19 protein-coding genes and 1 tRNA gene are annotated in these 17,482 nt (G+C 60.1%); 9 read left to right on the top strand and 11 right to left on the bottom strand.

Going from position 1 to position 17,482, the window contains the following annotated elements; all coding sequences use genetic code 11:
* Nucleotides 1-14: 14 nt before the first annotated feature.
* The 5 genes from RCCGE510_RS18040 to RCCGE510_RS18020 form a co-directional block, all read right to left on the bottom strand.
* Nucleotides 15-1,658, bottom strand: coding sequence for an ABC transporter substrate-binding protein (locus RCCGE510_RS18040; RefSeq protein WP_037079131.1), 1,644 nt, complete (start codon nt 1,656-1,658; stop codon nt 15-17).
* Nucleotides 1,659-1,758: 100 nt separating this feature from the next.
* Nucleotides 1,759-2,817, bottom strand: coding sequence for a dipeptidase (locus RCCGE510_RS18035; protein ID WP_007632264.1), 1,059 nt, complete (start codon nt 2,815-2,817; stop codon nt 1,759-1,761).
* Nucleotides 2,818-2,965: 148 nt separating this feature from the next.
* The gene (locus RCCGE510_RS18030) at nt 2,966-3,991 is read right to left on the bottom strand and encodes an ABC transporter permease (protein ID WP_007632263.1); all 1,026 of its coding nucleotides are present in this window, start codon (nt 3,989-3,991) and stop codon (nt 2,966-2,968) included.
* A gap of 34 nt (nt 3,992-4,025) precedes the next feature.
* Complete coding sequence (locus RCCGE510_RS18025; protein ID WP_007632262.1) at nt 4,026-5,567, bottom strand: sugar ABC transporter ATP-binding protein; 1,542 nt, start codon at nt 5,565-5,567, stop codon at nt 4,026-4,028.
* 68 nt (nt 5,568-5,635) lie between these two features.
* The gene (locus RCCGE510_RS18020) at nt 5,636-6,565 is read right to left on the bottom strand and encodes a sugar ABC transporter substrate-binding protein (protein WP_007632261.1); all 930 of its coding nucleotides are present in this window, start codon (nt 6,563-6,565) and stop codon (nt 5,636-5,638) included.
* Nucleotides 6,566-6,891: 326 nt separating this feature from the next.
* Here RCCGE510_RS18020 and RCCGE510_RS18015 point away from each other — a divergent pair, with 326 nt between their 5' ends.
* Nucleotides 6,892-7,389, top strand: a complete 498-nt coding sequence (locus RCCGE510_RS18015) for a DUF1993 domain-containing protein (protein ID WP_007632260.1) — start codon at nt 6,892-6,894, stop codon at nt 7,387-7,389.
* 7 nt (nt 7,390-7,396) lie between these two features.
* Here RCCGE510_RS18015 and RCCGE510_RS18010 read toward each other — a convergent pair whose 3' ends face one another.
* Nucleotides 7,397-8,953 (bottom strand): alkaline phosphatase family protein, encoded by a 1,557-nt coding sequence (locus RCCGE510_RS18010; protein ID WP_037079127.1) that lies wholly within the window; start codon nt 8,951-8,953, stop codon nt 7,397-7,399.
* A complete protein-coding gene (galE, locus tag RCCGE510_RS18005) occupies nt 8,931-9,914 on the bottom strand; it encodes a UDP-glucose 4-epimerase GalE (protein WP_007632258.1) in 984 nt (327 codons plus the stop codon). The genes RCCGE510_RS18010 and galE overlap by 23 nt, the downstream gene beginning before the upstream one ends.
* A 249-nt stretch (nt 9,915-10,163) precedes the next feature.
* On the opposite strand from galE, the gene RCCGE510_RS18000 reads away from it, so the two are divergent.
* Together RCCGE510_RS18000 and RCCGE510_RS17995 are read left to right on the top strand one after the other, a co-directional pair.
* Nucleotides 10,164-10,808 (top strand): ThuA domain-containing protein, encoded by a 645-nt coding sequence (locus tag RCCGE510_RS18000; protein ID WP_007632257.1) that lies wholly within the window; start codon nt 10,164-10,166, stop codon nt 10,806-10,808.
* 64 nt (nt 10,809-10,872) lie between these two features.
* On the top strand, nt 10,873-11,439 hold the full coding sequence (locus RCCGE510_RS17995) for a GNAT family N-acetyltransferase (protein WP_007632254.1): 567 nt from the start codon (nt 10,873-10,875) through the stop codon (nt 11,437-11,439).
* A 25-nt stretch (nt 11,440-11,464) separates the two neighbouring features.
* Here RCCGE510_RS17995 and RCCGE510_RS17990 read toward each other — a convergent pair whose 3' ends face one another.
* Complete coding sequence (locus RCCGE510_RS17990; RefSeq protein ID WP_037079124.1) at nt 11,465-11,719, bottom strand: DUF2934 domain-containing protein; 255 nt, start codon at nt 11,717-11,719, stop codon at nt 11,465-11,467.
* Between the two features lie 200 nt (nt 11,720-11,919).
* Between RCCGE510_RS17990 and RCCGE510_RS17985 the strand changes: the two genes are divergently transcribed.
* The 4 genes from RCCGE510_RS17985 (at nt 11,920) to RCCGE510_RS17970 (ending at nt 14,692) form a co-directional block, all read left to right on the top strand.
* Nucleotides 11,920-13,350 (top strand): DUF6880 family protein, encoded by a 1,431-nt coding sequence (locus tag RCCGE510_RS17985; protein ID WP_007632249.1) that lies wholly within the window; start codon nt 11,920-11,922, stop codon nt 13,348-13,350.
* A gap of 31 nt (nt 13,351-13,381) precedes the next feature.
* Complete coding sequence (locus tag RCCGE510_RS17980; RefSeq protein WP_007632247.1) at nt 13,382-13,942, top strand: thioredoxin domain-containing protein; 561 nt, start codon at nt 13,382-13,384, stop codon at nt 13,940-13,942.
* A gap of 91 nt (nt 13,943-14,033) precedes the next feature.
* A complete protein-coding gene (locus tag RCCGE510_RS17975; RefSeq protein ID WP_007632246.1) occupies nt 14,034-14,276 on the top strand; it encodes an AbrB/MazE/SpoVT family DNA-binding domain-containing protein in 243 nt (80 codons plus the stop codon).
* A complete protein-coding gene (locus RCCGE510_RS17970; protein WP_007632245.1) occupies nt 14,276-14,692 on the top strand; it encodes a type II toxin-antitoxin system VapC family toxin in 417 nt (138 codons plus the stop codon). The genes RCCGE510_RS17975 and RCCGE510_RS17970 overlap by 1 nt, the downstream gene beginning before the upstream one ends.
* A gap of 283 nt (nt 14,693-14,975) precedes the next feature.
* On the opposite strand, the gene RCCGE510_RS17965 is transcribed toward RCCGE510_RS17970, so the two are convergent.
* The 3 genes from RCCGE510_RS17965 to RCCGE510_RS17955 all read right to left on the bottom strand — a co-directional run bounded on the left by RCCGE510_RS17965 (nt 14,976) and on the right by RCCGE510_RS17955 (nt 16,547).
* Nucleotides 14,976-15,908, bottom strand: a complete 933-nt coding sequence (locus RCCGE510_RS17965; RefSeq protein WP_007632244.1) for a hypothetical protein — start codon at nt 15,906-15,908, stop codon at nt 14,976-14,978.
* Nucleotides 15,909-16,069: 161 nt separating this feature from the next.
* Nucleotides 16,070-16,252 (bottom strand): hypothetical protein, encoded by a 183-nt coding sequence (locus RCCGE510_RS17960; RefSeq protein ID WP_192815318.1) that lies wholly within the window; start codon nt 16,250-16,252, stop codon nt 16,070-16,072.
* A gap of 205 nt (nt 16,253-16,457) precedes the next feature.
* Nucleotides 16,458-16,547, bottom strand: a tRNA-Ser gene (locus RCCGE510_RS17955).
* 304 nt (nt 16,548-16,851) lie between these two features.
* Between RCCGE510_RS17955 and rplU the strand changes: the two genes are divergently transcribed.
* Together rplU and rpmA are read left to right on the top strand one after the other, a co-directional pair.
* Nucleotides 16,852-17,169 (top strand): 50S ribosomal protein L21, encoded by a 318-nt coding sequence (rplU, locus tag RCCGE510_RS17950; protein WP_007632241.1) that lies wholly within the window; start codon nt 16,852-16,854, stop codon nt 17,167-17,169.
* Between the two features lie 33 nt (nt 17,170-17,202).
* Nucleotides 17,203-17,472, top strand: coding sequence for a 50S ribosomal protein L27 (gene rpmA / locus RCCGE510_RS17945; protein ID WP_003543909.1), 270 nt, complete (start codon nt 17,203-17,205; stop codon nt 17,470-17,472).
* The last annotated feature ends 10 nt before the right edge of the window (nt 17,473-17,482 follow it).

Below are 17,482 nucleotides of genomic sequence, written 5' to 3'. Positions count from 1 at the left end.
TCAATCCTGCCGGACTATTCCTTGGCGATCGGACCGACGAAATTGGTGTCGAAGCTCGGACCCAGTTTGAAGTCCTTCACGCTTTTGCGGTAACCGGCCACCTCGGTCTGCTGGAAGATGAAGACGAAGGGGCTGTTTTCCAGGTACTTTTTCTGGATATCCTGATAAATGGCGGCGCGCTTGGCGGCGTCGCGTTCCAGAAGTGCGGCCTTGGCTTGCTTGTCGAGCTCCGGCGCTTCCCAAGTGTTGCGCCATGCGAGCGTCTTCACCGTGCCGGCATCGGAATTGTCGGGATTGCCGGTAAAGGTATCGGCATTCGAATTCGGGTCGAAATAGTCCGAACCCCATTGGCCGATATACATGTCATGGGTGCGGGCGCGGTACTTGGTCAGCGTCTGCTTGCCGTCGCCCGGGATGATCTCCATCTTCACGCCGGCCTGCGCCAGCGTCTGCTGCATGGATTCGGCGATACCGGTCACCGGCTGGCTGTTGCGCACATCCATGGTGATCGAGAAACCGTCAGGCACGCCGGCCTTGGCGAGCAGCTCCTTTGCCTTGGCGACATCGAGCTTGTAGGGATTTTCGTCGAGCGCGCCGAGCTGGCCCTTCGGCAGGAAGGTCTGATGGATTTCGCCGATACCCTTGATCAAGGTTGCGCCGATCGCATCATAATCGACCAGATACTTGAAAGCTTCCTGGACTTCCGGCTTCTTCAGGTTCTCGTTCTTGTTGTTCAGGCTGACATAATAGATCGTGCCCTTCGGCGCACTCGTCGTCGCGAGATCGGCATTCTTCGAAACGGCGTCGATGTCGCCAGGCTCGAGGTTGCGGGCGATATCGATGTCGCCGGCTTCGAGCGCCAGCCGCTGGGCAGCGCTTTCCTTCATGTAGCGGTAGATGACGCGGTTGAGCTTTGCCTTGTCGCCGTAATAATTGTCGTTGCGCTCCAGAACGACGACTTCATTGGCGCGCCATTCGCGCAGCTTGTAAGCGCCGGAACCGGCATAGCCGGTCTTCAGCCACTCATTGCCGAAATCATTGTCGTATTTGTGCTCGGCATCGGGCGTCACCGCCTTCACATGCTCCATCACCAGCTTCTTGTCGACGACGGAAGCGACCGTGGCCGTCAGGCAGTTGAGCACAAAGCTCGGTGCATAGGCCTTGTCGACGGTGAACACGAACGTGCCGGCATCGGCCGCCTTGGCTTTTTCCGCGACATTGTCGCCGGTCAGGCCGAATTGCGTGAGGATGAAGGCCGGGCTTTTGTCGAGCTTGACGGCGCGCTCGAACGACCAGGCAACGTCTTCGGCGGTGATTGGGTTGCCGGAGGCGAATTTCAGGCCCGATTTCAACTTGAACGTATAGGTCAGACCGTCATCGGAAACGCTCCAGCTGTCGGCCAGATCGCCTTTCACCTTGGATGTGTCGTCCATATCGAGACGGACGAGCAGGCTGTAGCTGTTGGTGGTGATTTCGGCGGTCGAGAGCTCGAACGCCTCGCCAGGATCCATCGTGATGATATCGTCGATGGCAAAACCTTCGACCAGCGTATCCTTCGGGGTTTCGGCGAAAGCGGAGGGTGCTGCCATCATCAGCAGCGAAAGAGCGGCCCCTGCGGAAAGCAGGCGGAAACTGCGGCTGAGCTTGGTGATCATCATAGTTTGTTCCCCTGTTCTTAATTGATTACGAAGCGTTTTATCGGTCACGCCCCATTAAAACTATTGTCAGTTCTTCGCGCGTCCAGAGGCGCGCAGCACTTTAGGCGTCGTCCTCCCGCCAGGCTTGCGCGAGAATGCGAAGCCAATTTTCACGGGCAAGTTTCGTGAGATCGGCCTCACCATAACCAACCTCCCTGAGAGCGGCAATCAGCTTCTGATTGCCGCTTGCATCGCCGATTTCCTCCGGAATGGTGGCGCCGTCGAAGTCCGATCCGAGGCCGACGCAGTCGATGCCGATGCGGTTCACCAGATAGTCGATGTGGCGGATCATGTCGGCCAGCGGCGTATCGCCGTCCGAGCGGCCGTCGGCACGCAGCATGGCGGTGGCATAGTTGATACCGACGAGCCCGCGGCTTTCGCGGATTGCATCGAGCTGTCTGTCCGTCAGATTGCGCGCGACCGGCGTCAGCGCATGGGCGTTGGAATGGCTGGCGACCAGCGGCTTGTCCGTCGTCTTCGCTATGTCCCAGAACCCCTTCTCGGTGATATGGGCAAGGTCGACCAGAATGCCGAGGCGATTGCATTCCCTCACCAGCGCAAACCCGGCATCGGTGAGGCCGGGCGCCGTGTCCGGCGACATCGGGAAGGCGAAGGGTACGCCGTAGCCGAAGACATTGTGCCGGCTCCAGACTGGCCCGAGCGACCGCAGCCCCGCCGCATAAAACACCTCGAGCGCCGAAAGATCCGCACCAATCGCCTCGCAGCCTTCCATGTGCATGACGGCGGCAAAAATATCGTCGACCATGGCGCCGCGGATATCTTTCACCGTCCGGCAGAGCCGCCAGGCACCCGCCTGGTCGAGCCGCAGCGCGATCGCCGCCATTTCGTTGGCAATGGCAAGGGAAGGCAGCGGATCGAGAGGGGCCGCCATCGGCGTGATATAGCGGCCATCGGCATCCGGATCGGCGAAGACGAGATCGCCCGAGGGAATATAGATGGCGCAGAGACCGCCCGAAAGTCCGCCCTCTCTGGCTCGACGTGCATCGATATGGCCGACGGTGGTGCCGTCTGCGAATTCCGCGATTGGGTCGCTACCGTCTCTTGAATGTGTCCAAAGTCGAAGGAGAACGTCGTTGTGACCGTCAAATACGAATTGCATCTATCTTCCTGCGCTGCCCGAGCGGAAGACCAGAATAGAAAAGCTGACGGAATTCGCCACCTCTTTTTTATAAATTCCGTCCTCATGCTCTAAAAACGGAACGGGGGCCGAAGCCCCCGCAAAAACCATCGGATCGCACCATTTGAAATCAGTGCTTGCGGCGCTTCTTCTGTCTGTAGACGTCGATGACCACAGCCGCGACGATGATCAGACCCTTGACGATCTCCTGGTAGTAGGCGTCGATCCTGAGGAACGTGAAGCCGGAGGTCATGACTCCGAGGATGATGGTGCCGATGACGGTGCCGGTAATGCGCCCGACGCCGCCGGTCAGCGAGGTGCCGCCGATGACAGTCGCCGCGATCGCATCGAGTTCATAGCCGACGCCCATGCTTGCCTGTGCGGTTTCCGCGCGTGCCGCCGTGACGATACCGGCAAGGCCGGCAAGCAATCCGGCAATCACATAGACCTTGACGAGATGCGCCTCGATATTGATGCCGGAAACGCGCGCCGCTTGCGGGTTGGCGCCGATGGCATAGGTGAATTTTCCGTAGCGGGTGTAACGCAGCGCGATGTGAAAGATCAGCGCAACGACCAGGAAGACGACGACCGGCCAGGCCTTGGTTCCGATGAAGTGAAACTGCTCGGTGATCCCGGAAACCGGCTGTCCCTTGGTATACCACTTCGCCACACCGCGGGCCGAAACGAACATGCCGAGTGTTGCGATGAACGGCGGGATCTTCGTGTAGGCGATGAGCGCGCCGTTCGCGAGACCCGCCGCGGCCCCGATCAGCAAGCCGACCACGATCGGCACGAAAGCCGGCAAGTCGGTCAGCGAGGGAAAGACCGCCCGTCCCCAGGTCGACGACTGGGCGAAGCTTGTTGCGATCATCGCCGTCATGCCGACGACCGAGCCCGACGAAAGATCGATGCCGCCGGTGATGATCACCTGCGTGACGCCGACGGCGATGATGCCGATCACCGAGACTTGCAGGATCATGATCGTCAGACGCTGCGAATTCATCAGGAAGCTTTGGCCGATGAACACCCAGCCGAGCACTTCGTAGATCAGCGCGATGCCGACGAGCACGAGGAAAATGCTGAGCTCAGTCGGTAGGCGCCGCCGCCTTTGCCGGGTTGCGAGCGGAGCCGCGCCCTCTGCTGCCTTGGTACTCATGTCAAACCTCCCTTGGGCGATCGCGGGCGGCGCATCACTGCGCAGCCAGCTCCATCACCTTGATCTGCGTTGCTTCATCGCGATTGAGGAAACCGGTCACGCGTCCCTCATGCATGACCATGATGCGGTCGCTCATCCCGAGAACCTCGGGCATCTCGGACGAAATCATGATGACGGCGACGCCGTTTCGCGCCATCTCCGTCACCAGCCGGTGGATTTCCGCCTTGGCGCCGACATCGATGCCGCGCGTCGGCTCGTCGAGAATGAGGATCCGCGGATTGGTGAGCAGCCAGCGCCCGATCAGCACCTTCTGCTGATTGCCGCCGGAAAGATTTTCCACCCGCTCGTAAAGATTAGGCGTTTTCACGCGGAGCTTTTTTGCCATGTCTTCGCAGGTCGCCTCGATGGCGCCCTGCTGCACGAAACCACCCTTGACATATCTGTCCTGGAGAACGGCGATCTGCATGTTCTCGAGAATATCGAGGATCAACAGACAGCCGGTGTCCTTGCGGTCCTCGGTCAGGAAGGCCATCTGATGGCGGATGGCCTCGGTCGGCGAAGAAATCGTCACCGGCTTGCCGTAGAGTTCGATCGAGCCGGAGCTTGCCGGGGTCACGCCGAACAGCGTTTCGGCGACATTCGACCGCCCGGAACCAACAAGGCCCGCCACCCCGAGGATCTCGCCCGCCCTCACCTCGAAGGAGACGTTCTTAAAGACGCCGTTGAGGCAAAGATCCTTGACGGACAGCATGACCTCGCCGATCGGCACGTCTTCTTTCGGAAACATCTGGGTGATCTCGCGCCCGACCATCATCCGGATGATGTCGTCGCGGGTCACGTCGGTCGAGGCATGCGTGCCGATATAGCGGCCGTCACGAAACACCGAGAACTCGTCGGCGATCTCGAAAAGCTCGTTCATCTTGTGGGTGATGTAGACGATGCCAATGCCCTGAGATCTGAGATCGCGGATAATGCGGAAAAGATGCTCGACCTCGCGCTCGGTCAGCGCCGAAGTCGGCTCGTCCATGATCAGCACATCGGAATTATAGGAAACCGCCTTGGCGATCTCGACCATCTGCCGGTTGGCGACCGACAGGTGGCGGACCTCGATCTCGGGGTCGATCGATATATTGAGCCGGGTAAACAGCTCCTCGGTCATGCGATGCATGACGCCGTGATCGACGAAACCGAAGCGGTTCTTCGGTTCGCGGCGGATCCAGATATTTTCCGCCACCGTCATGAACGGCATCAGGTTCAGTTCCTGATGGATCATAGCAATGCCGTTCTCCAGCGCGTCGAGCGGAGATTTCAGCTGGATCTCGATGCCTTTCAGGCGGATATCGCCTTTGTCGGGTATGTAGATGCCGGCAAGGATCTTCATCAGCGTCGATTTACCGGCGCCGTTTTCGCCCATCAGCGCATGCACGGAGGCGCGCTTCAGCCGGAACTGTACGTCGTCGAGGGCGACGACACCCGGAAATTCCTTACGAACGCCCTCGGCGCTCAACAGATATTCCGCATTCGGGACTGCGCCGCTTGCACGCACGGCGGCCATGGTTGTCGGGCTGACGGCCATATCATCTCCTCCGGATACGGACAGGCGAAAGGACGCGGGTTTTGCCCGCATCCTCCCTGGCGTTCGCCTCAGTTCTTGGTGACGAAGTCCTTGACGTTGGCAGGGGTGACGAGCTGGAAGGGAATATAAACCTTCTTCTCGACCTTTTCGCCCTTGGCGATCTTAAGGGCTGCATCGAGCGAACCCTTGCCCTGGCCGGCCGCGTCCTGGAACACCGTGACATCGAGATCGCCGGCCTGCATGGCGGCAAGCGCATCCTGCGTGGCGTCGACACCGCCGACGACGACCTTGGTCATGTCTTTGCCGGCTGCCTTCAGTGCCTGGATCGCGCCGATCGCCATTTCGTCGTTGTTGGAAATCACGGCGTCGAATTCGATGCCGCTGGAGAGCCAGTTGGCCATCAGGTCGGCGCCCTGGGTGCGATCCCAGTTGGCCGTCTGCTCTTCGACGATTTCCAGACCCTTGCATTCGTCGGTCCTGACAACGTCATGGACGTCCTGGGTGCGCATGCGCGCAGCCTGGTTGGAAAGCTCGCCCATGATCACCACGGCCTTGCCCTTGCCGCCGAGAATGCGGCAGACTTCCTTGGTTTCCAGCGTGCCGGATTCCTGCTCGTTGGATGCGACGAAGGCCTGCTTCTCCGGCAGCGTGTCGACATTGACCGGCTGACGGTTGACATAGACCAGCGGAATGCCGGCATCGGCGGCGAGCTTCGACATTGCCGTGGTCGCATCGGTATCGACGGGGTTGACGATGATTGCATCGACCTTGGAGGCGATGAAATTCTGGATCTGGCTCTGCTGCTTGGAAACGTCGTTCTGTGCGTCTTCGACCTGCAGCGTCACACCGCTCAGCGTCTTGGCATAATCGGTCATGCCGTTGCGCAGAACCGTCAGAAAGTTGTCGTCGAATTTCGCCATCGAGACGCCGACGGTTTCCGCGTGGACCGCCGTCGACATGACGAGCGCCATCGCAGTGCCCAGGATAAACTTTTTCATTTCACTTCCTCCACAAAGCGGTGCCCGGCTGCACCCTCCTCACGCCGGAGCTCCAGGCATTGCCTTGAAGCCGAAATTCCCCGCGCCGCTCTCCTGCAGCGCCCCAAAAACGGAACAAACAAACCGTCAAATCCGCTCTTCGGAATATTCATTCCATTTTCTGGAAACAACGTCAAGCCTCTTTAGCGGCGAGCCTGCAATCCCCCGCATTGTGAAAGACGAAGAGAGCATCCATCTATGGCAGGGTCGAAGACAGGCTCGCGGCCGCAGGCGCCTTCGATCTCTCGCCGTGGCCGGATTATTTGAAGATTTTGGAGACAGGACCAATGTCCATTTCGATGTATCGCCTCACCGTTCCGATGTTTCAGCGCGGCCTTGCCAGCCTGAAAACCTACCTCGACAAGGCCGAAGCCTATGCGAAGGAAAAGAATATCGATCCTGCCATCTTGGTCGCCGCTCGCCTCGCGCCCGACATGCTGCCGCTTTCCGGCCAGTATCAACGCGCGAGCGACAGCGCCAAATTCGCCCTCGCCCGCCTGACCGGCACCGACGCTCCGAAATTCGAGGACAACGAAAAGACGTTCGACGATCTGCGCGAGCGCCTGGCAAAGACCGATGCCTATCTCGCCAGCTTCTCGCAAGACGCGCTGGAGGCCACGGAAAGCCGTGAGATCACCTTGCCGGGCAAGAGCGGCATCGTGCTCCCAGGCAGCGAATATGTCACCGCCTTCGCCCTGCCGAACTTCTATTTCCACGTCACGACGGCCCACGCCATCCTGCGCAACCAGGGTGCGCCGATCGGTAAGCGCGATTATCTCGGGTAAAAAGGAGTCAGGGCCGGCGCGTCACCGGCCCTTTTTCCGTCAGCTCGGTATAGGCGAGCGTCTGATCGAGATGCCGAGCCCGGAGCGACAGCAGTCTTTCGGCATACTCGAGCCGTATCGCCGCATAGGCCGGATCCGCCGCGACATTGTCGAGCTCCATCGGATCGTCGCTGAGATTGAAGAGCAGCGGCGGCAAGCCGGCAAAATGCACATATTTGAACCGCGCATCGCGGATCACTGCCAGATTGCATTGATTGGATTGGAGCCCGAAATGCCGCTCCGCCTCGCCCGCGGCGATATCGCGGAAATCGAATTCCCAAAATGCCGCGTCCCGCCAGCCCTGTCCGCTCCCGCCGTCGACAAACGGCGTCAGCGACCGCCCGTCGAGGCCGTTCTTCGCTTCGATGCCGAGCCTTTGGCAAAGGGTCGGAAATATATCCGCGGCACTGGTGAAATCCTCGACGACCCCGCCCGCTGCACCGCTTGCGGGATCGCGAATGACAAGCGGAATATGGTAGCTGCCGTCGAAAAAGCCGCCTTTCCCCAGCGTCCAGTGATCGCCCGCCATCTCCGCATGGTCGGAGGTGAAGACGATGAGCGTATCGTCCCAGGCACCCGCATCCTTCAGGGCCTGCCAGATGCGGCCGAGCTGCGCATCGACCTCTGCTATCATCCCATAATAGATCGCCCGGATCGCGGCGAAATCCTCGCCGTTCCAGTCGCTGAGCGGTCCCGTCGCCCCATGGATGAAACTGCCTTTGTCGGAGCCCGGCATGGCGTAAGCCAGATAGGGATGCGCGGCCTGTTCCGCCTGGCGGTTTTCCGCGCGCGCAAAAGCCGGTCCCTCGCCCGGCTTGAACATCCGGTTGAACGGTTCCGGCACCGAAAATGGCGGATGTGGCCGCAAGAACGAGACATGCGCAAACCACGGCCTGTCCTGTTCGCCGAGCCAGCGAATAAACTCGCCGGCCAGGAACGCCGTCTGAGTCTCGTCGCTGGAATAGGCCGGCGCCGCATCGGAAATGTCGCCGGCCCGCGCGCCGACGGGAATATGGATGTCGCGGCTGACGGCGTCCTGATGGCCGCGCGACCTCAGCCAGGAGAGCCACTGTCTTTCATGCTCCGGCAACAATTGGCGTGAGGTAAAGCCCGGCAACACGCCTTCATAACTCGTCAGATGCGGATCATCGGCATCCATCCCGCGCGGATCGGGCGCCGTATCCGTATAGCCGAACAGCGTCGGGTCGTATCCCGCCCGTCGGGCGGCCAGCGCCAGATTGTCGAAGCGGGCATCGAGCGGCGAACCATTGCGGCAGACGCGATGGTTCATCTGGTAGAGGCCGGTATAGAGCGTCGCCCGCGCCGGCGAGCAGGGCGCCGCACCGGCATAGTGCCGCCGGAAGAGCGTGCCCTGGCGCGCCAGCGCATCGACATTGGGCGTTTTCACGCAAGGATGACCGACAGCCGACAGGCAATCGCCACGCCACTGGTCCGCCGTGATCAGCAGGATATTCGGCCGGCGGCCCTTCTCTATTCTGGGCTCAGTGCTGGTTGGTTTTGGCATGCCAGTTCCAGGCGGAACGGATGATCTGACTGAGATCATACTGCGGCACCCAGCCGAGCACATCGCGCGCCTTGTCGTTATTGGCGACCAGCGTATGCGAATCGCCTTCGCGCCGGCCGATATAGTCGACCGGGAAAGGCCGGTTCGACACATCCTCGATCGCGCCGAGCAATTCCCTGACCGTGGTGCCGGTGCCGGTGCCGAGGTTGAGCGCGACGGAATCGCCGCCTCTCAGCAGATATTCGACGGCGCGCACATGCGCATCGGCAAGATCCAGCACGTGGATATAGTCGCGCACGCAGGTGCCGTCGCGTGTCTCGTAATCGCTGCCGAACACCTTGAAGCCCTGGCGGCGGCCGAGTGCAGCGTCGATCGCCAGCGGTATCGCATGCGTCTCCGGCTGGTGCCATTCGCCGATCCGGCCTTCGAAATCAGCGCCCGCCGCATTGAAATAACGCAGCACCACCGAGCGCAGGCTCCTGTACTGATCGTAGTCGGCAAGCGCTTGCTCGACGATATATTTCGTCCGCCCGTAGGGATTGATCGGCACCTGCCGGTGGGTTTCGTCGAGCGGCACGCTCTGCGGCAGACCGTAGGTCGCGCAGGTGGAGGAGAAGACGAAGGCGTTGATACCGGCCGCCTGAGCCGCCGAAAGCAGCGTCAAAGTGCCGATCACATTGTTCTCATAGAAGGAAACCGGATCCTTCACCGATTCGCCGACCTCGATCAGCGCCGCGAAATGCAGGATCGCCGCGGGCTTGTGCTTGGCCAGCACCTCGTCCAGCCGGGCGCGATCACGAATATCGCCTTCCTCGGCCGGACCCCATTTGACGAACTCGCGATGGCCGTTCGAAAAATTATCGAAGACGACAGGCTTATAGCCCTTGTTCGCCAGATCGAGGCACGTATGCGAGCCGATATAGCCGGCGCCGCCGACGACAAGAACCGTTTCACCTGCCATGCAACACCCCTATTATTAGCGATAGACGAAAGAAACCTAGACGAGATAGACGTCAATAAAAAGAAGGAATTGCGATAAGCGTGAACGGACAATACGTCAAATGACGAAGCAGGCGCGACCCCTCGCGATTTGCGCCGGACCGGCGGCATTCGGAATTATTCGCGTGATTTGCGTAACCGCCCAATCTAAGGGGCTTGTACCATCCGGCGACGATCAACGGTCCGCGGCAGTCAGGCAGGGAGAGCGCGAATGAGGAAGGCTTTGGTCGTTTGGGGCGGCTGGCAGGGTCATGAGCCGGAGCAATGCGCTGATATCGTCGCCGACTTGTTACGCGAGGACGATTTTGCGGTCGAGGTCACCGGCGATCTCGGCATATTCGCATCGCCGACGCTCGCAAAAGCCGATCTGCTGGTGCCGATCATCACCGGCGAAACGCTGGAAAAGCCTCACGCCAGCGCCCTGGTCGAAGCGGTGCGCGGCGGGCTCGGGCTTGCCGGCCATCACGGCGCGCTCGCCACATCCTTCAAGGAAAGCGCCGCTTTCCGCTATGTCTCCGGCGTCACCTGGGTCGCCCATCCCGGCAACATCATCGACTTCCGCGTTGCCGTCACCCGCCAGGACGATCCGGTGATGGAGGGCATTCCCGATTTCGACTACCGGTCGGAGCAATATTATCTGCACTTTGATCCGACTGTCGAAATCCTGGCGACCACCACCTTCACCGGCGCCTACGATCCGGCCGCCCGCAACGTGGTGATGCCCGTCGTCTTCAAACGCCATTTCGGCGCCGGCCGCATCTTCTATTCCGCGCTCGGCCATGTCGCCGCCGAATTCGACCATCCGTATATGCCGCTCATCCTGCGGCGCGGCCTGAGCTGGGCCGCCCGCCAATAGTGTTGGGCGAACGGGCCGGGCGGGGGCCGCTTGCCGATCGGCCTCCGCGCCACAATTTGCCCCTATGTCCGATCGCTTCTCTTTCGTCCCCGCAACCGCCGACCGCCTGACCGATATTGAAGCGGTCTTCGACGATTGCGCCGGCGGCCGGAATTGCCATTGCGCCTACTGGTATCTGGCGAATGCCGATTACAAGGCGGGATGGGGCGAGGGAAATCGCAACTGGTTTCGAAGTCTGCTTGAGGGGCCACGCCCGCCGGGCATTCTCGGCTATCTCGACGACGAGCCGGCCGGATGGTGCGGCGTCGCGCCACGCGCCGTCTTCGACCGGCTGCGCCGCTCAAAACCTTTCGCGCCGGTCGATGACAGGCCGGTCTGGTCGATCAACTGCTTCATCATCCGCAAGCCGTTCCGGCGGCAAGGCCTGTCTCGTTTGCTTTTGAAACATGCCGTCGAATTTGCAAGGGCGAACGGGGCCGAATGTCTCGAAGCCTATCCCGTCGATCAGCGCCGTATGTCGGGGACAGGCGACCTCTACCCGGGCACGCTCTCGATATTTCTCGATGCCGGCTTCATTGAAGTGGCAAGACGTCTGCCCACCAGGCCGATCGTCCGCCTGGATTGCCGCTGACTATTTCGGCAATCGGGAAACTGGTCTAGAGAGCGGCTTTGATCTGCCGGTCGCTGTCGACGGCCGAGTCCGCCTCGTCATAGATCCGCATCAGCCGCCCGGCTGCCTTCAGCTTCTCGATGAGCTCGTTTCCATCCGGCGAGGCCTTCGTCAGCTCCAGCTGCTCGAACTCCCTCAGCGCCTGCGCCCAATGGCTATCCCCGCGCCCCTCCGGCCTGCCTTCCGATTCCCACAATGAATAAGCGCGCTGGCTGACCCAGGCGTCTCTATTATGACTCATAATCAACCCCAGCGAGAAATTTGGAAGCAATATTCGATAGGCAACAAGGTGCCAAAACCGGCTTTAGGAGTCGTTACGAGGCAGCGTTAGTTTTTAGATAATACCGAAGTGCCGAGGGATTATCCCCTGCACACATTCCTGGCCCTTGGCCTCGTACCGCCTCCGGGCTAGGGTCGTCGAAGAAACGACAGTGATGACCAATGGCAGCCAAGACAACACTCAATGCGAAGAATCTCGAATCCCTCGGTGCGCAGCGCCTTGCCGAGCTGCTGATCGAGATCAGCACCGGCAGCGCCGCCCATAAACGGCGCCTGCGCATGGAACTTGCCGGCAATCAGGGCAGCATCGAGGTCGCGCGTGAGATCCGCAAGCGCCTCGGCAGCATCGCGCGAGCGCAGAGCGTCATCGAATGGCATAAAGTAAAAACCGTCAATGCGGACCTCGAAACGCAGCGATCCGCAATCGTTACCGTCGTGGCCGCCGACGATCCGAAGGAAGCGTTCGATCTCATCTGGCAATTCCTTGCCGTTGCCGATTCGATATTCCACCGATCCAACAGCAACGACATCGCCTTCACCGAGACATTCCATCAGGCATGCGCCGATGCCGGCGTCATCGCCAGGTCCGCGGGGATCGGTATCGATGTCCTTGCCGACAAGGTTTTCACGGCGTTGCAGGATAACGACCACGGCCAATATGACCCGCTGATCGCTAAGATGGTTCCGGCGCTGGGCAAGGACGGTCTGGAACGTCTGAAGGGCCTCCTGGTGCAATGGTTGAACGAAGAGGAGGAGGAGCCTCCCGGCGCCGACCGGAAAATTCTCGGCTGGGGCGGCGGCGGAACGACCTACCTGAACGAGATCTATGCCAGGCATCGGCAACAAAGGGCGCGCATCGCTCTGCAGGACATTGCCGATGCCCAGGATGATGCCGATGCCTTCATCGCCCAGCAGCCGGAAGAGACCTTAAGGATGCCGATGGTCGCGATCGCGATTTCCGACCGCTTGCTCATGGCTGGACGCGCCGAGGAAGCATTGGGGATTTTGGACGGCGTCGACCACCGGTTCGAAATGCCTTTTGAATGGCAAGAAGCCCGCGCGGAAACGCTCGAGGCGCTCGGACGGGGGGAGGAAGCGCAGGCCTATCGGTGGCAATGCTTCGAGCAGTCGCTGAACGGGGAGCACCTTCGCGCTTTCCTGCGAAAACTCGCCGACTTCGACGATATCGAGGCCGAAGAAAAGGCATTCGCCTTCGCGCACGGCTTTCCGGATGTTCATCGAGCCCTTGGCTTTTTCCTTGCCTGGCCCGCACTTACCGAGGCTGCGAAACTCATCTCCAGGCGCCAAGGGGAACTGGACGGCAACCTCTACGAACTGATGACGCCAGCCGCCGAGATGCTGCAGGAGAAACACCCGCTCGCCGCGACCATGCTGTTACGCTCGATGATCGGCTTCGCTCTCGACTACGGCCGATCCAGCCGTTACCGGCATGCCGCGCGCCATCTGGCGGAATGCGCGTCGCTCGCGCCTCATATCGACGATTTCGGCAGCGCCCGGTCTCACGACGCCTATGTCGCCGAACTGAAGCGTCAACACGGAAACAAGCATGGCTTCTGGAGCCTGCGGCGTTAGGCCGAACAGCCCCAACGAAAAGGACATTGCAATGACCGGAACCTCGTGGCACGCCGATCCGCTGACCTGGGGCCATGGCCCGCGCCTCTTCGAGATCTTTCTCGAACCGACCTGCCCTTACTCGGTCAGGGCATTCGGCAAACTCGACGCCCTTCTCGATCAAGCCGGCGAAGACAAGCTCACCGTAAAAATCCGTCTGCAGTCCCAGCCCTGGCACATGTATTCCGGCGTCCTCGTCCGCTGCGTCATCGCAGCCTCGACGCTGGAAGGCGGCAAGGAGACGGCAAGGAAGGTCATGGCCGCCATCGCCGCGCATCGCGAAGAATTGGAGTTCGACCACCACGCCGGCGGCGCGAATATGGATGCGACGCCAAACCAGATCATCGAGCGCCTGGAAGGCTATTGCGGTGTGGCGCTGAAAGAAGCCTTCGCAATCCCGGATCTCGACCGGGAGATCAAATGGCACTGCAAATACGCCCGCCAAAACGGCATCCACGTCTCGCCGACCTTCATGATCGACGGGCTGGTACAGGCGGATATGAGCAGCGGCGATGAGGTTGCGGCCTGGTTGAAGAAGGTGCTGGGAAGCTGACGCCAGCTAATCCTGCGTTACCTGATGAATTGACCACAGCTCTCAATAGATGATAGATATTGATAGGTATCTACCAAGGGAGTCTCTCACCATGAGCGCGACCGCCAAGCTATTCACGCATGGGCGCAGCCAAGCCGTGCGCCTGCCAAAAGAGTTCCGCTTCGAAGGCAAGGAGGTCCGGGTCAGCCGGATCGGCAATCGCGTGATCCTTGAACCGCTCGACGCTGACAACGCCATGCCTTGGGCGGCTATCGACGAGGTAGGCGACACGCCCTTCATGCCCGAAGGTCGTGAGCAGCCAACCATGCCAGCCGACCGCGTCGTGTTCGACTGATGATCCATCTTGATACCAATGTCGCAATCGCGCTCTTGAACGGACGGTCACGTCAAGTTCGCGAACGCTTCGATGAGGCGCGAAATGCAGGAACCCCGTTCGGCCTGTCAATCATCGTCTACCATGAACTGATGTATGGTGCCGCAGCCAGCGAGCGCCGACACGCGAACGAGGAGAAGATCGCCCTGTTCATCGCTTCGGGCGGGATTTCCCTGATCGAATTCAATGAGGGCGACGCAGAAGAAGCAGCGGATATTCGCGCCCACCTCCGCAGACAGGGCACACCGATCGGGCCGTATGATGTGCTGATCGCCGCCCAAGCGCGCCAAGCCGGCACCGTGCTGGTGACTGCCAATACAGCCGAGTTCGCCCGTGTACCTGGCCTGCAAGTACTCGACTGGACAGCAACCTCGTAGCTGCTGGCACCCACGAAATAGGAAACGGCCGAAATAGAACGCGCTTGCTTGACTGACGAGCGCCCACCATCTGGCGTGGCGTTCGTGGACGTTGCTTTGCAGCTCTATCAAGGACGTGCCGAGAGTGCCCCAGCCAATTTCGGTAGCGGCATCTAAGATTGAGAGAAATCAGTAGATCGCGGGGGAACCTTACGGTCCAAGTTCCAAGTGGCGGAGAAGGAGTCCCCTGCCCGCCACCGTAGGAAATCTCCGCTATGTACGGCAGGCCGCGAGCACCGATCATTCACCGCTTCAACAGCGTGGCGGCGAGCAGCGCGACCAATAGGCCGACTATCCAGCGGGCAGAAGACTTCAACGACAGCAGCAGCTTCAATGTGTCAGGGTCAATACCAGGCGCGGCGGTCTCGGCAACTGCCGGAGGAGCGGTGACCAAGGCGGCCTTTTCGTCCTCCAAGACCATATCTCGCGCGCGCTGTTGGCTTGTGATCTGGGGCGTTGTCACGGAATTGATGTACAGCTTCGCCTCGCCAACACCGCCCAGACGTGGCACGGTAAGGCCTTCTGGCAATTCAAGCTTTTGCTCATCGCCGCTCGTCAGGACCTTCACGTCGCGGGTGGAGATCGAGGGCGACCAATCGGAGTAAAATCCCGTCACCAGACCGGCGCCAAAGATGACTTCGTGCGCATTGCCGGAAGTGATCCGCTGCGCATAGTGCTCAAACGTGCTTGGCTTCACCATCAGGTAGAATTGAACGCAATCTTCCTGGGTCACTTGTCGAAAGTCGGTCTCGCTGGTGTAGCTAACCGCGCCCCAGGCCCGACAGTGTTCAACATCATCTTCGGATTCGAGCGGTCGGACATCGAGTCGGAAGTCGCTGATAACGCGATCGGTGCCGAACATACGGTACGTTGTCTGCCGCCGCCAATTGTCATCGTCACCTGGAGAGCCAGGAAGAAGCTTTGCCCTGATTGTGCGCTGCTGCCTAATCCCGGCTATCTGCTGAAAGTGACCCTCAAATTCTGCGCCGCTGATCACCCCGAGCTCGTCAGCCAGGATCAGCTCTCGCGCGGTGAAGTAGAGGGGCCAACCCCAGGGGATTTGATCGTAGCCGACCACTTGGCCTTGCTCATCGAGCTCGTTGATTGCCCACCGATAAAATGATTTGTGTTCGGGCACCGCATGAAATCGCAGTTGCCGATTGAGGTGAAATTCCAACTGATGTCCCCCGAATGCTCTTCACATTGTGCCAGAGCGACGACGAAGATGGCAACCTCGCGTGTTGTGCAGGCGACGCCAAAGAAGGGTAAGAAAAGCGGGGAGCGCCATGTCAGATAAACGCCCCCGCTCTAGCCGGACAGGTCCGACTGAACGGCTGTTCAGCATAGAAAAAATCTTAGACCGCGCCGCACTTCTCGCGTCAGACCTTGGCCCAAAAGCCGTAGGTGCCAGCCAAACGAGCAGGCCACGTCGACCAGGCGCGCCTCACCGATCTCTTCCTCCCGCACGATAACAACGTCTTCGCCGCGTGGGGCAATCAGCGTCAGTTCGAGCGCCGTCACGGGCGGGTTCATTGGAGCCTTTGACTGTCTGAGCCCAGACAGAAGATGTTCGGAATAGCGACAAGAAAGGTCCACCGCCCATTATCTCGCTGGAATAGCCGTTCTGCTGTTGCCATGTACCCCACTGTAGCAATCTGTAGCAGATCGCCGTGGAACCACTAGGTATTCCAGCACCTTGTCCGGAAATCAAGCGCTTGGAGCGTTATGGCGGAGAGGGTGGGATTTGAACCCACGATACCCTTGCAGGTATGCCGCATTTCGAGTGCGGTGCATTCGACCACTCTGCCACCTCTCCGCGGTCTGGTCGGCGCTTGTTCGGCGCGGGCGTTCTCATAACGGGCCTATGACGGGTTGGCAAGCCGAAAAGTCGAAGCATTCCATCCTTTTGCCTTGACACTTTTTTGTCGCTCGCGTATTTCGGCTGCGCACTAGGTGTGGAGTAATCCGTGCCTTGGCCGTCCCGCGCTCGCGCGGGGCTTCACCGGCAGGACGAATTCGAGGATTAACCTCTGAAATCCCTGCTTAACTTCGACTGATAAAAAGACGGCCACCCTGCTGAAGCAGCGGGGAGAGCTGGAACGAACATGAAAGGATAAAAAATGTTCGCAGTCATCAAGACCGGCGGTAAACAGTACCGTGTGGCAGCCAACGACGTGCTGACCATCGAAAAGCTGGAAGCCACCGCTGGCGATTCCATTGAATTCACCGAAGTGCTCGTGATCGGCGAAGGCGCCGACGCTGCGATCGGTGCGCCCTTCGTAACCGGCGCCTCTGTCAAGGCAGAAGTCGTCGAACAGAACCGCGGCAAGAAGGTCATCGCCTTCAAGAAGCGCCGCCGTCAGAATTCGAAGCGTACGCGCGGCCATCGTCAGCATCACACGGTCGTCCGTATCACGGACATCGTGGCTGCCAAGTAAGATCAACGGGACAGGGTTTAAAGGAGAACTCCAATGGCACACAAAAAAGCTGGCGGTTCATCGCGCAACGGTCGCGATTCTCAGTCCAAGCGCCTTGGCGTGAAGAAGTTCGGCGGCGAAGCCGTCATCGCAGGCAACATCATCGTGCGTCAGCGCGGTACTGAGTGGCATCCGGGTTCCAACGTCGGCCTCGGCAAGGATCACACGATTTTTGCGCTTACCGCCGGCAATGTGAACTACCGAACCAAGGCCAACGGTCGCGTCTACGTGTCTGTCATGCCGAAAGCGGAAGCAGCGGAATAAGCCGGTAGCG

This window comes from Rhizobium sp. CCGE 510 (assembly GCF_000292525.1).
GTDB lineage: Bacteria > Pseudomonadota > Alphaproteobacteria > Rhizobiales > Rhizobiaceae > Rhizobium.
Note: the sequence above shows the minus strand (reverse complement) of the source record. Positions and strands in the feature narration are given on the sequence as shown.

Excerpts from the sequence above, each read along its gene's own strand:
- RCCGE510_RS18040 (WP_037079131.1), bottom strand. The coding sequence starts at position 1,658 with ATGATGATCACCAAGCTCAGCCGCAGTTTCCGCCTGCTTTCCGCAGGG.
- RCCGE510_RS18035 (WP_007632264.1), bottom strand. The coding sequence starts at position 2,817 with ATGCAATTCGTATTTGACGGTCACAACGACGTTCTCCTTCGACTTTGG.
- RCCGE510_RS18030 (WP_007632263.1), bottom strand. The coding sequence starts at position 3,991 with ATGAGTACCAAGGCAGCAGAGGGCGCGGCTCCGCTCGCAACCCGGCAA.
- RCCGE510_RS18025 (WP_007632262.1), bottom strand. The coding sequence starts at position 5,567 with ATGGCCGTCAGCCCGACAACCATGGCCGCCGTGCGTGCAAGCGGCGCA.
- RCCGE510_RS18020 (WP_007632261.1), bottom strand. The coding sequence starts at position 6,565 with ATGAAAAAGTTTATCCTGGGCACTGCGATGGCGCTCGTCATGTCGACG.
- RCCGE510_RS18015 (WP_007632260.1), top strand. The coding sequence starts at position 6,892 with ATGTCCATTTCGATGTATCGCCTCACCGTTCCGATGTTTCAGCGCGGC.
- RCCGE510_RS18010 (WP_037079127.1), bottom strand. The coding sequence starts at position 8,953 with ATGCCAAAACCAACCAGCACTGAGCCCAGAATAGAGAAGGGCCGCCGG.
- galE (WP_007632258.1), bottom strand. The coding sequence starts at position 9,914 with ATGGCAGGTGAAACGGTTCTTGTCGTCGGCGGCGCCGGCTATATCGGC.
- RCCGE510_RS18000 (WP_007632257.1), top strand. The coding sequence starts at position 10,164 with ATGAGGAAGGCTTTGGTCGTTTGGGGCGGCTGGCAGGGTCATGAGCCG.
- RCCGE510_RS17995 (WP_007632254.1), top strand. The coding sequence starts at position 10,873 with ATGTCCGATCGCTTCTCTTTCGTCCCCGCAACCGCCGACCGCCTGACC.
- RCCGE510_RS17990 (WP_037079124.1), bottom strand. The coding sequence starts at position 11,719 with ATGAGTCATAATAGAGACGCCTGGGTCAGCCAGCGCGCTTATTCATTG.
- RCCGE510_RS17985 (WP_007632249.1), top strand. The coding sequence starts at position 11,920 with ATGGCAGCCAAGACAACACTCAATGCGAAGAATCTCGAATCCCTCGGT.
- RCCGE510_RS17980 (WP_007632247.1), top strand. The coding sequence starts at position 13,382 with ATGACCGGAACCTCGTGGCACGCCGATCCGCTGACCTGGGGCCATGGC.
- RCCGE510_RS17975 (WP_007632246.1), top strand. The coding sequence starts at position 14,034 with ATGAGCGCGACCGCCAAGCTATTCACGCATGGGCGCAGCCAAGCCGTG.
- RCCGE510_RS17970 (WP_007632245.1), top strand. The coding sequence starts at position 14,276 with ATGATCCATCTTGATACCAATGTCGCAATCGCGCTCTTGAACGGACGG.
- rplU (WP_007632241.1), top strand. The coding sequence starts at position 16,852 with ATGTTCGCAGTCATCAAGACCGGCGGTAAACAGTACCGTGTGGCAGCC.
- rpmA (WP_003543909.1), top strand. The coding sequence starts at position 17,203 with ATGGCACACAAAAAAGCTGGCGGTTCATCGCGCAACGGTCGCGATTCT.